This is a genomic window from Stutzerimonas sp. C6.4V (genome assembly GCF_058536345.1).
The window spans coordinates 1,545,760-1,561,103 of record NZ_JBZUBM010000001.1; the positions used below are offsets into that span (position 1 = coordinate 1,545,760).

Annotated in this window: 11 protein-coding genes; 8 read left to right on the top strand and 3 right to left on the bottom strand. The window is 60.2% G+C overall.

Translation table 11 applies throughout. The features are described 5' to 3' along the window. Positions 1-142 precede the first annotated feature (142 nt). From AC4LFW_RS07390 to AC4LFW_RS07405, 4 genes are all read left to right on the top strand, one after another. Positions 143-1,282, top strand: coding sequence for a TAXI family TRAP transporter solute-binding subunit (locus tag AC4LFW_RS07390; RefSeq protein ID WP_158188567.1), 1,140 nt, complete (start codon positions 143-145; stop codon positions 1,280-1,282). Positions 1,283-1,372: 90 nt separating this feature from the next. Continuing rightward, positions 1,373-3,310: a TRAP transporter permease gene (locus tag AC4LFW_RS07395; protein WP_158188566.1), complete on the top strand. Its 1,938-nt coding sequence runs from the start codon at positions 1,373-1,375 to the stop codon at positions 3,308-3,310. A 13-nt stretch (positions 3,311-3,323) separates the two neighbouring features. Next, entirely contained in the window at positions 3,324-5,054 is a 1,731-nt protein-coding gene (locus AC4LFW_RS07400; RefSeq protein WP_491818494.1) for an acyl-CoA dehydrogenase family protein, read from the top strand. A gap of 261 nt (positions 5,055-5,315) precedes the next feature. Next, positions 5,316-6,608 carry an MFS transporter gene (locus AC4LFW_RS07405; protein WP_158188564.1) on the top strand — a complete coding sequence of 431 codons (1,293 nt, stop codon included), beginning with the start codon at positions 5,316-5,318 and terminating at the stop codon, positions 6,606-6,608. A 476-nt stretch (positions 6,609-7,084) separates the two neighbouring features. Here the strand turns inward: AC4LFW_RS07405 and AC4LFW_RS07410 are convergent, their stop codons facing one another. The 3 genes from AC4LFW_RS07410 to AC4LFW_RS07420 all read right to left on the bottom strand — a co-directional run bounded on the left by AC4LFW_RS07410 (position 7,085) and on the right by AC4LFW_RS07420 (position 10,198). Next, positions 7,085-7,540 carry a hypothetical protein gene (locus tag AC4LFW_RS07410; protein WP_158188563.1) on the bottom strand — a complete coding sequence of 152 codons (456 nt, stop codon included), beginning with the start codon at positions 7,538-7,540 and terminating at the stop codon, positions 7,085-7,087. Between the two features lie 589 nt (positions 7,541-8,129). After that, on the bottom strand, positions 8,130-9,284 hold the full coding sequence (locus AC4LFW_RS07415; RefSeq protein ID WP_125882682.1) for an acyl-CoA dehydrogenase family protein: 1,155 nt from the start codon (positions 9,282-9,284) through the stop codon (positions 8,130-8,132). Between the two features lie 65 nt (positions 9,285-9,349). Next, a complete protein-coding gene (locus AC4LFW_RS07420) occupies positions 9,350-10,198 on the bottom strand; it encodes an IclR family transcriptional regulator (protein WP_491818495.1) in 849 nt (282 codons plus the stop codon). A 251-nt stretch (positions 10,199-10,449) separates the two neighbouring features. Between AC4LFW_RS07420 and AC4LFW_RS07425 the strand changes: the two genes are divergently transcribed. The 4 genes from AC4LFW_RS07425 to AC4LFW_RS07440 all read left to right on the top strand — a co-directional run bounded on the left by AC4LFW_RS07425 (position 10,450) and on the right by AC4LFW_RS07440 (position 15,298). After that, on the top strand, positions 10,450-11,235 hold the full coding sequence (locus AC4LFW_RS07425; protein ID WP_125882680.1) for an enoyl-CoA hydratase: 786 nt from the start codon (positions 10,450-10,452) through the stop codon (positions 11,233-11,235). A gap of 2 nt (positions 11,236-11,237) precedes the next feature. Next, the gene (locus AC4LFW_RS07430) at positions 11,238-12,767 is read left to right on the top strand and encodes a 3-hydroxyacyl-CoA dehydrogenase (RefSeq protein WP_158188562.1); all 1,530 of its coding nucleotides are present in this window, start codon (positions 11,238-11,240) and stop codon (positions 12,765-12,767) included. A 23-nt stretch (positions 12,768-12,790) separates the two neighbouring features. Then, positions 12,791-13,993, top strand: a complete 1,203-nt coding sequence (locus tag AC4LFW_RS07435; RefSeq protein ID WP_491818496.1) for a 3-oxoadipyl-CoA thiolase — start codon at positions 12,791-12,793, stop codon at positions 13,991-13,993. Positions 13,994-14,065: 72 nt separating this feature from the next. After that, the gene (locus AC4LFW_RS07440; protein WP_125882677.1) at positions 14,066-15,298 is read left to right on the top strand and encodes a CaiB/BaiF CoA transferase family protein; all 1,233 of its coding nucleotides are present in this window, start codon (positions 14,066-14,068) and stop codon (positions 15,296-15,298) included. Positions 15,299-15,344: the final 46 nt, after the last annotated feature.

Genomic DNA, 15,344 nt, shown 5'->3' on the forward strand with positions numbered 1-15,344 from the left:
ATCATTCGAGCTCTCTAGCGTCTGCGCAGTGAGCAGCGATGTTGGACGCCAAGCGAGAACGCGGCGGTGCAGGATCAGGGCAAGACTTGGCCGGTGAGCTATATGCCGGCCTTCACCAAAACAACAATATTGAGGTTCAGCCATGTTCACCACGTACCCTAAATACCTCCTCGGCAGCATTCTGGCGCTCGGCAGCTTCGTAGCGGCCGTAGGCGTACAAGCACAGGAGCTGCCGAAATCCATGACATGGGGCGCCTACGATGTAGGTTCTTCAGGCTATGCCGAAGCCTCGGCCATTGCCGACGCGTTCAGCCGTAAATTCGACACGCGAATCCGCATCCAGCCGTCCGGGTCGTCGATCGGCCGATTGCAGCCGCTCGTGCACGGCCGCACCGACTATGCGTTTCTGGCAACCGAAGCCTTCTTTGCCTCTGAGGCTATCTACGACTTCGCGTCCCGCAAGTGGGGACCGCAAAACCTGTGCGCACTGGCGGGGCGACCTGCCTCCGGCGGCCTGGTAACTGCAGCCGATGCAGATATTCATTCGGTTTCGGAATTGAAGGGCAAGCGTGTGGCGTACGTTGCCGGGAATCCATCGATCAACGTAAAGCTTGATGCTTTGTTGGCCTTTGGCGGCCTGTCCGGAGCTGACGTCGAGGCGATTTCGTTTCCTACGTATGCCTCAGCCATGAGTTCACTGGCCGAAGGCAAGGCCGACGCCACCTTTACCGTAACCACGCCCAGTCAGATGTATGAGTTGGCGGAATCGCCCCGAGGGATTCGTTGGCTGGATATTCCGCCGGACGATGAAGCAGGGTGGAAGAAAATGGGAACGGTTGCGCCCATATTCTCCCCATTCGCCGAATCGGTAGGTGCCGGTCTAACCAAAGAGCACCCGGTCAACATGGTCGCGTATCGATACCCGATGGTGGTCGTTCGCTGCGACCTGGATGACAAGGATGCGTATGCCTTCATCAAGGCGCTGGACGAGACCTATGACCTGTACAGGAACGCCACTTCTGTAATGCCGCGGTGGGAGCTGAGCCAGTCCGGCGTGCCTCCGTTAGACGTTCCCTTTCACGACGGAGCCATCCGATACCTGAATGAAAAGGGCGTCTGGAGCGAAGACGCGCAGGCGTGGAACGACAAGCGCATGGCGCGCTTGGAAGCGCTTAAAACGGCTTGGAAAGGAGCCGTTCAAGAGGGCAAAGACATGTCCGACGAGGCGTTCGACACGCTTTGGCAGGCCCAGCGCACTGAGGCCATCAACAAGCTCGACTAACGGTTCGCCCGAAGAGCCTCCATCTGCTACGAGGCGGTCTCATCGCTGCCCGTAGCAGCCTCATTAAAAATTTTTGTGGATGGTGATCTCATGGCTTCGAACCTAGATGCTGACACCGCGAACGAACTGCACAGTGGGCGGCTGTCAGGGGCTGCACTCTATCTGGCCATCTTTTTGGGTGGGGCGGGCCTGCTTACAACGATAAATCAGACCTTTTCGTTGAAGCTCTTTGGCTTCCAGCCTATGGGAAATGCCTACCTTTACTATCTGATTGGCCTGTTTCTGGCCGTCGCGTTTCTTTGCTATCCCGCTCGGAAGGCCGACGCTCAACACGTGCCTTGGTACGATTGGGTCCTTGTTCCGGTTGTGCTCGGAGTGTCGCTTTATTTGGGTTACAACGGCCAAACAATCATCGAGCAAGGCTGGGACTATCAGGCGCCGTTGTTAGCGACTGCGGTTGCTTCCGTTCTGTTGGTAATTGTCCTCGAGGCGCTCCGGCGATGCGCCGGCACCGTTGTCTTTTTCGTCGCGCTACTGTTCGGCAGCTACCCGCTGTTTGCTGGATACATGCCGGGTTTTCTGTGGGGTAACGAATACTCGCTGGCAGAAACCGTGCGCGCTCATGTCATGGGTGTCGAAAGCATCATTGGTATTCCGATGCAGGTGGTGGCGAATCTGGTCATCGGATTCATCGTTTTCGGAGCGACCCTAACGGTCACCGGCGGCGGTGAGTTCTTCATGAACTTTGCTACTGCGCTGATGGGCAGGAGCCGCGGGGGTCCAGCCAAGGTGGCTGTGCTGTCCAGTGGGCTGATGGGAAGCCTGTCCGGTAGCGCGATCTCGAACATCCTCTCCACGGGACCGATCACCATCCCGACCATGAAAAGGGTGGGCTATCCGGCGCACTACGCGGCTTCGGTGGAGGCTTGCGCGTCAACGGGTGGAACGCTGATGCCGCCGGTGATGGGCGCCGTCGCCTTCATCATGGCTTCATTCCTAGGCGTTTCGTATGCCGAGGTCATGGTGGCGGCGGTACTGCCCGCCTTGTTGTTCTACGTTGTGCTCGTATTTCAGGTCGATATTTACGCCGCACGTAACGGTTTGAAAGGCCTGGAAGCGAGCGAGATACCAAGCTTATGGAGCACGCTGACGGCAGGTTGGCCTTATCTATTTAGCCTCGTTGCGCTCATCTACATGATGCTGGTCATGCGCATCGAAGCCTATGCCCCTTATTTCGCGAGCTTGGTGTTGATCGCCGTTGCGCTGTTCAAAAGACATGGGCGACTCAATGCCAAAGGTGCGCTGACGCTGCTCAAGGAATTGAGCACGAGCGTCGCCAATCTCGTTGCGATCCTGGCCGGGATCGGGCTCGTCGTCGGTGGGTTGTCCTATTCGGGGGTGGCGGGAGCGTTCGCGCGTGAGCTCCTGCTGTACGCCGACGGCAACATCGCTTTGATGCTTATTGCCGGTGCCGTGACGAGCTTCGTGCTGGGAATGGGCATGACGGTGAGTGCGGTCTACATTTTCCTGTCGATCCTGCTGGCTCCCGCGCTGGTGGAGGCCGGGCTCAATCCGCTTGCGAGCCACCTGTTCATTCTCTATTGGGGAATGATGTCCTACATCACGCCACCGGTTGCGCTGTCTGCGATCACGGCTGCCAATCTGGCAGGCGCCGGCGCGACCAAGACGAGCTTTTATGCCATGCGCATGGGGGCCGTTCTCTTCGTTCTCCCATTTCTATTCGTCATCAACCCCTCCTTGATACTTCAGGGCGCCTGGCCAGGGATCGTTCAGTCCGCACTGACAGCTGTCCTGGCAATGTGGTTATTGGCCTCTGGGTTCGAGGGTTACCTTTACCGCATCGGTCACCTTGGCATCTTCGCGCGAGCAATCGTTCTGCTTGCGGGAGGGCTGTTCATCTACCCTGAGATCTACTCCGACATGTTCGGGCTGGCGATCGTAATAACCCTGTACCTGGGGCACACGTTGTCGATTCGGCGTGAGCGTACTCGCCGTAAGCTCGCTTAGGCCGGAGGCAAACATGACCAGACTAGATAGCGCCGTACCAATCCCTCAGGCGAACATTCCGGACAGCCGCGGGCTCAACCTTTACACAGTTGATCCCGCGCTGGGCCGGTTACTCGCCGTCTACCTTACGGAATCTGAGTTCGAACAATGGCGTCCGGTCATGGAGCGGTTGGGGGCTCGTGCAGGGGGGGAGCTTGACGAGCTTGCACTCTCAGCGGATCACAACCCGCCGGTGCTGCAGCATCGCAACCGACGGGGGGATGACCTTCAGGAGGTCCGCAAACACCCGGACTATGTTGCATTGGAGCAGGTGGCGTTTGCTGAGCTAGGGCTAGCAGCGATGAGCCATACGAAGGATGCGCCCTCGCCGTTGGTCAAATACGCGTTAACTTATCTGTTCGTGCAAGCCGAGTTTGGTTTGTGCTGTCCCGTCAGCATGACCGACTCGCTGACCAGAACGTTGCGAAAGTTCGGTGATCCCGAGCTCATTGCGCGTTATCTACCGGCGCTGACCGCTAGGGAACTGAGCGGGCTATTTCAGGGAGCGATGTTCATGACCGAGCGTGAAGCCGGCTCGGACATATCGGCGATCTCGACAACCGCCAGGTACGAGCAGGGCCAATGGAAACTCTCTGGTGAAAAGTGGTTCTGCTCCAATCCGGACGCAGATCTCGCAATGGTATTGGCTCGGCCCAAGAATGCTCCCGAGGGCATGAAAGGCGTCAGCCTGTTCCTGCTTCCCCGGGTTCAGGCCGATGGTTCTCCGAATGCCTACCGGATCGTCCGCCTCAAAGACAAGTTGGGCACGCGCTCAATGGCCAGCGGTGAGATCACTCTGGAAGGGGCGACCGCTTTTCTGATTGGTGAAATTGGCCGCGGTTTCCAGCAGATGGCCGATATGGTCAATATGTCCCGATTGTCCAACGGGGTTCGTTCGGCCGGGTTGATGCGTCGCGCCCTGACTGAATCGGTATTCATCGCCCGTTCCCGTCGGGCATTCGGTAGGCGCCTTGTCGACATGCCACTCGTTCAGCGGCAATTGATCAAGATGAGCCTGCCGACCGAGCAAGCGCGCTCCATGTTCATGCAAACCGCGACCTTGCTGGCCAAGGCAGACGCCGGGGACTCGCGCGCCCAGAAATGCTTGCGGATACTGACACCTCTGATCAAGTTCAGGGCGTGCCGCGACGCCCGCAAGGTAGCAGGCGACGCCATGGAGCTCAGGGGAGGGCTCGGTTACATCGAAGAGTGGAGCGATGCCCGTATCCTGCGCGACGCCCACCTTGGCTCGATCTGGGAAGGTACCAGCAACATCGTCGCGCTCGACGTCGTTCGAGCCTCCGTTCGCGATGAAGCGCTGATGCCTCTCTGCGAGCACCTTTCCAGCCTGCTCGCAGAATGCTCTTCACGGCTGCCGAAAGAGGGGATGAACCTCGCGTCGGAGCTTCTCGATCGCACCATAGCCGCGGTCGAGGGTGTGGCTCGCGCTGATATGTCTGCCGATATCCGCCGCGCTGCAACCGCCTTGTACAACCTGGCTAGTGCAGTCTTCATGATGTGGGAGGCGGTTCAATGTCAGGACTACCGTCGCCTGGGGCTCGCCTATCTGGTCTTGATCCATAAGCTGCTTCCAACAGACCCGTTGGCTTCGCCCGATGCTGCGCGTCGCCAAGCCGTCATTGCGCAAATAGCGGCTGAGGCCGAGATTACAGAGGATGAGGCCAATTCGCTGTTGCCATACTGAACGTAGCGTGGACGCGACCGCAGGGCGCCGTCATCGGTACATCCGTGTAGAGCGCAAAGCGCTGGAGCGGCGCGCCAAGCTATATGTTACGGATGAAAGCGGGACATCAGTGATAGGGCCAGGCAGTGGCATTGATGACCACTGCCTGGCCGGTTCAAACCGTAGTTTGCATACCAGAAACGGACACTAGACATACCTATCGCGTAGCCACGACGTACTTGAGCGGCTAAGGCGGTCATCTACTTACTCGAGGAGCGTTCGATGAAATCAAAGCCAGGATTGCGACAGATTTTGTCATCACTCTGGGAACGTAACTGGTATCACGGATGGAACATCGTTGCGGCCGCCACGCTCCTCACCTTGCTGACCGTTGGGATGCGCCTCGGCATCGGCCCGTTCTTTTTGCCGATGGCGGAAGACCTGGGGTTTAGCCGCAGTCTTCTCGCGACCATCGTCGGGATTGGCATGCTGTTCTATGGACTTGCGATGCCTCTGGCTGGCTATCTCGTTGGGCGCATTGGAACGCGCCGCGTACTGTTACTTGGCACAGCAATCGTCGTAGGCGCAACGGCCTGGACGGTTGTTGCGCGCACCCCATTCACCTTTCTCCTTTCGTTCGGTGTGCTGTTGTCCATTGGTCTTGCGTTCACCAGCCCCGTAGCCCTTACACCTGTTATTAGTCGCTGGTTTACTCGGCAGCGTGGTATGGCTTTGTTCTTCCTGTCCACTGGATCGATGGCAGGCATGGCGGTCGTTACACCATTGCTGACACTGTCAATCGAGTCATATAACTGGCAAACCAGTCTCGTCTCCTTTGCTGTTGCATTCGTGTTGATAACCGTACCGGCGGCGTTATTCATCATTCGCGATGAAGTGCCACAGAACTCGGATCTGCTACCGGCCAAAGCGGGTTCCCCGGCCTCCGCCAATGACGCTGCGGCGAGTGGACTTACATTGAATGCCGCCATGCATACGTCTCCGTTCTGGAAGATTGTGTTCGGCCTGTTCGCGTGCGGATACAGCATGAATCTATTGGGTACACATGGCGTGCCCATGCTGATGGATCACGGCTTCGATGCCATGACCAGCTCCTACGGCATCGGCCTGATCGGCCTAGTGGCGATTGCCGGGACTTTGGTGCTTGGCCGATTGTCCGATCGAGTGCCGCGTAGAAATATTCTGGCCGCCATCTACTTCATTCGGGGGTTGGGTTTCTTCGCGCTTCTGCTGGTCGGTACTCACTGGGAGCTGTACATCGCAGCCACCATTGGTGGGATAGTCTGGGCGGGCAGTATTGCAACCTCGTCGGCCATCCTTGCGGATGTATATGGCGTGCGGCTGGTTGGGGTTATGTATGGAACCGCTTACCTGGGCCATCAGGTGGGAGCGATGATCAGCTCATGGCTTGGCGGGTGGGGGTATGAGCACTTCGGTACGCACTGGGTCGCTTTTGGCAGTTCCGGCGTGCTGCTCATGTTCGCTGCAGTGGTCTCGCTTAAGCTGCCATTACCAGGTTTCAGGTTGGCGCAGCCATTGGCTGTAGCAAGAGCGTGAAGTCAGGACATCCGCACTGATCATGTGGCGCGCCCCGCGAGCCGTAGTCCTGAGCGCAACACACCCTGAGCCGCCTTTTATGCCCGCGCAGTGCACAGCTGCCGAGGCGGTTGAGAAGGGTAGCGGCACTCATCATTTGTGCCTACTAGGACGATGCTCAGCCAGCTGTTTCCCGCATATGCCTCAACCAGCCGCGCGGACCGCCTCCGACGAGAGCAGTATTTTCCGGTCGAAGGGGTCCCTACATCTCCCTCTGCACGAAACCGGCTAGCCCGTACAGATGCAACCAGGCGCCGTCACAGGCAAAGCTGGGTGACTTTCTCCACGAATGCAGAAGCAAGCGTTCCGGTGATGCAAGGATTCGAGCTGATTTCGCGGCTTTGAAGCAACCTTGTCGGATCCAGGAATACGCGGCACCCTCGGCTTATATTTGTCCCGACCAGATAGAGCAGAAGCTTTCAATGACTTGAATGGCATCAATATACGAGGAAGTCGACCGACCGCTTCTGGGCCGAAAGCTGCCCCTTTGATTTGAAACGGGTTGGTAGCTCATCCATCACGCTCAGCTTTGGCGCTAGAGCCCTAACTTGCATTGGTAGCGAGAACAAAAGTTGCGGGCTCGCTGTTCGCTCGGGTGCTTGATCTTTGTCGAACAGCTTCAGCCCGGTGAGGTTGACGTGGTCGTAGATGACGTAGATGGCAGAGCCGTCGGCTGTGGCCTTTGCTTCGGCGGCGAGTATGTCCGCGGTGCTGTCCAAGGCCACGCTGCCTTTAGCGGCGCAACAGATCTCAGCGGGATTACGACCGGGAGGCGCGTGGAGCCGGCTGACTATGGTTTGCACTGCCTCGTAGTCCAGGTCAGATGCTGCGTACGCGCGCTTGAGGTAGGATTCGCTGATCCAGGCGGCGAAAACCAGATCGGTGATATCCATGTCTTTTTTTCAGCAGGTCGTAGTCGTGCTTCATGGCCTCGACCAACTACGGCTTGATACCCGCTTCCATGTTCGAGATGCCGCCATCATTTGAAATAGAGACCTTGACGCCTGTACACCTGTTACTTATCCGGCCCGACAAATTTGGTGTCCTCGTCGCAGGGTCCAGATAAGGCGCTAACGGTTTTCGTTAAGGTAGATGAACTGCGGTAGGCGAAGACAATCATCGTTACCGGATCAGCCTGCTAAAGTATCGCTCGTCGCGCGGCGGCTCCCATGCCATGCATGAACTAACCGAAGCCGCAGTTCAGCGAACCCCGGAACCTATATCCGCTCGCTCCCGCACGGTGCGACAGCCATACCGCTGGTTGAAGAGACGCCACTGCTTGAGCTAGCTCTGGCCTGGCATCCGGAAAATAACTCACCCGCTTTGAAAGCCTTTCTTGCGGCGTTTCAGAAGCAGGGAACGGACCCGCTGTCGCAGACACAGCGGTAATCAGCTGTTCGCAGGTAGGGAGCCCTTGGTTATCGACGATTGCTCGATAACCAAGAGCGCTCCAGAGCACACTCGACGTTCCCTTGCACTGCGTTAACGCTGTGCTTCGCGGATCATGTTGCGGGCGATGATTATTTGCTGGATCTGAGTGGTGCCCTCGTACAGGCGGAACAGGCGCACGTCGCGGTAGAATCGCTCGATGGCATATTCGCTGACGTACCCGGCGCCACCATGGATCTGCACGCCTCGGTCGGCCACGCGGCCGCACATCTCGGTGGCGAACATCTTGGCACAGGATGCCTCGGTGCTGACGTTCAGGCCTTCGTCGCGCTTGCGCGCGGCATCCAGCACCATGCAGCGCGCAGCGTAAATCTCGGCCTTGCTGTCGGCCAGCATGGCCTGGATCAGCTGGAATTCGGCGATGGGCTGGCCGAACTGCTTGCGCTCGATGGCGTACTGCAGAGAGTCGGCGAGCATGCGCTCGGCGGCGCCTACGGAGAGTGCGGCGATGTGCAGACGACCTTTATCGAGCACCTTCATGGCGGTCTTGAAGCCGACGCCTTCCTTGCCACCGATCAGGTTTTCGGCCGGCACGCGAACGTTCTCGAAAATCACGTCGGCGGTATGCGCGCCTTTTTGGCCCATCTTTTGATCCCGCTTGCCGACCGTGACGCCTGGGGTTTGGGCTTCGACGATGAACGAACTGATGCCACCGGCGCCCTTGATTTCGCGGTTGGTACGAGCCATCACGGTGAAGATGCCTGCATGCGGCGCATTGGTGATAAAGCGCTTGGTACCGTTGATGACGTAGACATCACCGTCGCGAACGGCGGTGGTCTTCAGCGAGGCGGCGTCGGAGCCGGAGTCCGGCTCGGTTAGGCAGAAGGCGCTGAGGAAATCGCCAGCGGCCAGCTTGGGAAGGTACTTGGCTTTTTGCTCGTCTGTACCGTCGAGCAGGATTCCAATGGAGCCAATGCCGTTGTTGGTGCCGATGTAGGAGCGGAACGCCGGGGACGTGCGGCCCAGTTCGAAGGCAATGTTCACTTCCTCTTCCATGGTCACGCCCAGCCCCCCGAAATCCTCGGGAATGGTCAGGCCGAATAGGCCCATTTCCTTCATCTGCTCGACGATGTCCGCCGGCATCGAGTCGGTTTCGGCAACTTCGTTTTCGCGCGGGATCAACGCTTCGTTGACGAACTGGCGGATGGAATCCAGCAGGATTTGCAATGTTTCCGGATCGCGGATCATGTGTTACTCCTCGAGGGTCCGATGGTCGGACGCGTCATATCGACGAGGCACGACCCGCTTCTTCATCAGCGGGTGCTGGCCTCGATGTTGCTAACCATGTGGACCAGCCGCGGTCCGATGTCCTCTTCCAGCTTTTCGCGCGAGAGCTGAAAACTCGGGCCGCCGCAGTTGAATGCCAGCAGCCCGTGCTGCGCATGCGTCATGGGCACTGCAACTGCATTCACGTCCCGCTGCCACTCGCCGATCGACAGGCAGTAGCCGTAGTCGGCGTAGTCCCGGAAGGCCTTTTCCAGGCCTTTGCGGAGCTTGGGCCAGTCCTCGGGATGCCGGGTGCGAATACGGTCCAGTAGAAAATCGCACTCATTTTCCGGCAGCCCAGCCAGGCAGGCACGTCCCGCAGCGCTCAGATGCAAAGGCAGATGGGTACCCACTTGGCGCCGCATCGTGAGGTTGCCCTGGCCGTGCACCACGTCCAGATAAACCATCTGCAGCCGGTCCCGGGCCGCCATCGCCACCGCCGCATTTGCGTGGTTGGCCAACTGTTCCATTAGAGGATGCGCTACAGCCCGAATCGACAGATTGGAGAGCATCCCGTAGCCAAACGACATCACACCGACGTCCAGCTGGTATTTGCCTTGGGGCAGTTGCTTCAAATAACCCAGGCGCGTCAGCGTGTGAGTCAACCGGCTGACGGTCGGCCGAGGCAGGTTGGCCTTGCGGGCCAGCTCCTGATTGCTCAACACGCTTTCGCGCGGGCTGAAACAGCGCAGCAACTCCAGGCCCCGGGCCAGCGCGGTGACGAACTGGCGGTCCTTTTCCTCCTCATCGAGAGCCGATATCGGATCGAGCAGAACCCGTTCGGTCTCTAAAAGCGAGTCCTGATCCGGGGACCGATCCTTAATCCTGCGTTGCATGGTAGAGCCTCGTTTTTTATAAAATCAAGTTTTTCGAAATTGTATTCCGCATAGCGGACAGTCGGCAAGGGTTGCTTTGCCTGAACGTTTATTTTCGGTATAGACCGCTATCGCGACGGTTCCTTCGACAAAAGTCGTATGTCAGGGGGGTGACATTTAAAGAAAACAACGTTAAAACCTATCGCCCCACGAAAAAGCGAAATGCAGTTTCGCATAGCAGACATATCTGCGTGACCAATAGCGGAGCAGAGATGAGCCAACCACTCGATCCAGTCGTACTGCTGGAGTATCCCCATGACGGTGTCGCCGTCGTGCGTATCAGCCGTCCCGAAGCCAAGAACGCGCTCAATGCGAGCGTGCGTCATCAGTTGGCTGAGCACTTCCGCACGCTCGCCCGGCGTGACGATATTCGCGCCGTCGTGCTTACCGGTGGTGAGCAGTTCTTCGTCGCAGGTGCGGATATCAAGGAGTTTGCCAGCGCCTCGCCGATCGAGATGTATGGCCGTCATACCGAGCTGCTATGGGATCCGATTGCCCGCTGTCCGAAGCCGGTCATCGCCGCCGTTAATGGCTTCGCCCTGGGTGGTGGCTGCGAACTGGCGATGCACTGCGACATCATCGTGGCCGGGGAGTCGGCCCGTTTCGGTCAGCCGGAAGTCAAACTCGGTTTAATGCCCGGTGCCGGCGGCACTCAGCGTTTGATTCGCGCGGTCGGCAAGTTCCAGGCCATGCGCATCGCGCTGACCGGCTGCATGGTAAAGGCGCCCGAGGCGTTGGCCATCGGAATGGTCAGCGAAGTGGTGCCGGACGATCAGACCCTTTCGCGCGCCTTGGCCCTGGCCAGCGAAATCGCCGCGCTACCGCCACTGGCTGTGCAACAAATCAAGGAAGTGATGCTGGCCGGCGCCGATCTGCCACTGGACAGCGCGCTGACCCTGGAGCGCAAGGCGTTCCAGCTACTGTTCGATTCCGCTGATCAGAAGGAAGGCGCCGCCGCCTTTTTCGAAAAGCGCAAACCCACCTACCGCGGGGAGTAAGCATGGCTCGCTCGATTAACACCATGGGGCTGGTCGGCACCGGCGTAATGGGTGCAGGCATAGCCCAGATTGCCGCGCAGGCTGGCGTGGAAGTGCGTTTGTATGATGCCCGTGAGGGCGCAGCCGTGACTGCCCGCGACAATCTCGCGAGTACCCTAGGCAAACTGGTGGCCAAGGAAAAGATCACCCAGGCCTCCGCCGACGCTGCCGTGGCGCTGCTCAAGCCTGTCACCGCCATCGAAGAGCTCGCCGCTTGCGACATGGTGGTGGAAGCCATCGTCGAGAATCTGGATGCCAAGCGCGGCTTGCTGACTCAGCTCGAAGGCATCGTCGACGCCGAATGCATCCTGGCGACCAACACCTCGTCGCTCTCGGTGAGCGCCATCGCCACAGCCTGTCAGCATCCGCAGCGAGTCGCCGGCTTTCACTTTTTCAACCCTGTTCCATTGATGAGGGTGGTCGAAGTCATCGACGGCATCGCCACCGATCCGGCCGTCAGCGATGCCCTGCTGGACCTGGCCAGGCGCATGGGCCACACCGGTGTGCGCGCCAAGGACACCCCAGGTTTCATCGTCAACCATGCCGGCCGTGCCTACGGTACCGAAGCCCTGAAGATCCTCGGTGAGGGTGTCGCCCCGCAAGGCGATGTGGACCGCATCCTGCGCGAAGGCGCCGGTTTCCGCATGGGCCCGCTGGAGCTGTTCGACCTCACCGCGCTGGACGTTTCCCATCCGGTAATGGAATCGATCTATACCCAGTTCTACAACGACCCGCGCTACACGCCGTCCCCGCTGACCCGCCAGATGCTGGTGGCCGGCCGCGTGGGCCGCAAGGTGGGGCAGGGGTTCTACCGCTACCAGAACGGCCAGATGGTCGATGCGCCGCGACCGCAACCGGTGCCGAGCGTCGAGCAATTGCCGCCAGTGTGGGTCGCCACCGAGAGCGCAGACGATCAGCAGAAGCTGGCCGTGCTGCTCGATGCGTTGGGTGCGCAGGTGGAGGAAGGCGATCGTCCTTCCGAGCAGGCGCTGTGCCTGATTGCGCCGTACGGCGATGACGCCACCACCGCAGCCAACCGCTTCGGTGTGGATGCCGCCCGCACGGTGTGCGTGGACCTGCTGACCGATCTGTCTCGCCATCGCACTCTGATGATGACCCCGGCTACCCGTCCGGACATGCGCGCTGCCGCCCATGCGCTGTTCGCCCGCGATGGCGTGGGCGTCACCGTGATTCGCGACAGCGTCGGTTTCGTAGCGCAGCGCGTGCTGGCCATGGTGGTCAACCTAGCCTGCGACATCGCTCAGCAGCGGATCGCCAGCCCCGAGGATATTGATCAGGCCGTGCGTCTGGGCCTGGGTTATCCGCAGGGTCCGCTGGCCTGGGGCGACAGCCTCGGTCCGCGTCGCCTGCTGACCATACTCGAGCGCATGCTGAACGTGACCGGCGACCCGCGTTATCGCCCGAGCCATTGGCTGCGTCGCCGTGCCCTGCTGGGGCTATCGCTGCGCCTGGATGAGCCGTCCACCATATAACCCTTTCCTTTATAGGTATCATCATGCTGAACGCCTACATCTACGCAGGCCTGCGTACTCCCTTCGGTCGCCACGCCGGTGGTCTGGCTCCGGTTCGCCCGGATGATTTGATTGCCGACGTGATCCGCGAGCTGATTGCGCGCACCGGCGTTGACGGGGCTGCCGTTGACGACCTGATCCTCGGCAACACCAACCAGGCCGGTGAAGACAGCCGTAACATCGCCCGTCATGCCGTGCTGCTCTCCGGCCTGCCGGTCACCGTGCCCGGCCAGACCGTCAACCGCCTGTGTGCCAGTGGCCTGGCCGCGATCGTCGATGCTGCACGCGCCGTCACCTGCAACGAAGGCGAACTGTTCGTTGCAGGCGGCGTGGAAAGCATGTCGCGCGCCCCGTTCGTCATGGCCAAGGCCGAGAAGGCCTATAGCCGCGACTTCACGATGTACGACAGCACCATCGGCGCGCGCTTCCCGAACCCGAAAATCATCGAGCAGTTCGGCAACGACAGCATGCCGCAGACTGGCGACAACTTGGCCCTCGAATTTGGCATCAGCCGTGAAGAGGCCGACACCTTTGCCGCTGCCTCTCAGGCCAAGTTCGAAGCCGCGCGCCAGGCTGGTTTCTTCGCCGAGGAGATCGTGCCGGTGAGCGTGCCGACCGGTCGCAAGACCCCGCCGAGCGTGATCGCCGAGGATGAGCATCCGCGTCCGCAATCCGACATGGCCGCACTGACCAAGCTGCGCCCGCTGTTTGAAGACGGCGTGGTCACCGCGGGTAACGCCTCGGGCGTAAACGACGGTGCCGCCGCGCTGCTGATCGGCAGCCAGGCCGCTGGCGAGAAGCACGGCCTCAAGCCAATGGCACGCATCCTGTCCGCCGCCGTTGCCGGCGTCGAGCCGCGCATCATGGGCGTTGGACCGGTGGAAGCCATCAACAAGGCACTGGCCCGTGCTGGCCTGAGCCTGACCGATATGGACATCATCGAAATCAACGAAGCCTTCGCCTCGCAGGTGCTGGGCTGTCTGAAGGGCCTGCATGTGGCGTTCGACGACCCGCGCGTCAACCCGAACGGTGGCGCGATCGCCGTGGGTCATCCGCTGGGGGCTTCCGGGGCGCGCCTGGCACTGTCCACCGCGCGCGAATTGCAGCGCAGCGGCAAGCGCTACGCGGTCATCAGCCTGTGTATCGGTGTCGGCCAGGGCCTGGCCATGGTCATCGAGCGCGTCTGAGCAAAACGCCGTTTGCTCATCTGAACCAGGTCGGCGGAGTTTTGCGCCGGCCGTGTTGAAAAGGTAAGAGACATGGGTGCATTGAGTGGGATTCGGGTGCTCGACCTGAGTCGTGTATTGGCTGGCCCCTGGTGCGGCCAGGTGCTGGCCGACCTTGGCGCCGAAGTGATCAAGGTCGAACGGCCGCGTGTGGGTGATGACACCCGTGGCTGGGGCCCGCCTTACATGAAAACGCCGGATGGCGAGAACAGCATCGAGGCGTCCTATTACCAGTCCACCAACCGCAACAAGCTGTCGGTGGCTATGAACATCGCCACGCCGGAAGGTCAGGAGCTGGTGCGAGCACTGGCGGCAACCTCCGACGTGCTGATCGAGAACTACAAGGCCGGCTCGCTGGCCAAGTACGGGCTGGACTACGACAGCCTGTCGAATCTTAATCCGCGTCTGGTCTACTGCTCGATCACCGGTTTCGGTCTGACCGGCCCGCGCGCCGAAGAGCCCGGCTACGACTTCGTCATCCAGGGCATGGGCGGTCTGATGAGCATCACCGGCGAGAAGGACGGTGTGCCGGGTGCCGGCCCGCAGAAGGTGGGCGTGGCCGTGGCGGACGTAATGACCGGCCTGTATTCCACCATCGCCATTCAGGCGGCGTTGCTGGCACGTGAAAAGACTGGTCGCGGCCAGCACTGCGATATGGCGCTGCTGGATGTGCAGGTGGCGGCCCTGGGCAACCAGAGCCAGAACTACCTGAGCACCGGCAAACCGCCGGGCCGTCAGGGCAACGCCCACGTCAACATCGTGCCATATCAGGTGTTCACTGCCAGCGACATGGATTTCATCATTGCCTGTGGCAACGACACTCAGTTCGTAGCCCTGTGCGATGCCATCAGCCTGCCGGAACTGCCGCGGGACCCGCGCTTCACCAAAAACGCCGACCGCGTGCGCAACCGCGACGCCATCGTCGGGCTGCTGTCCGAGCACTTCCTCAAGGACACCGCCGACAACTGGGTCACCCGGATCCATGCGGCGAAGGTACCAGTCGGCGTGATCAACGACATCGGCCGCGCCCTGGCCGAGCCGCAGGTGCTGGCGCGCGACATGCTGGTCGATATCCCGCACGCCAAGAACCCGGACTTCAGGATGGTCGGGAGCCCGGTGAAGCTCTCGGGCACGCCGGTCGAGTACAAGCGGCCTGCGCCGATGCTCGGTGAGCACACGGAGCAGGTTCTGAAATCCGTCCTGGGGCTTTCAGCCGATGCGCTGGATGTTCTGAAAGACAAGGGGGTCATCGAGCAACTCACGTAACCCATCCAGTAACCGGTACTGGCTCACTGCCTGAGCTGGACGTAAG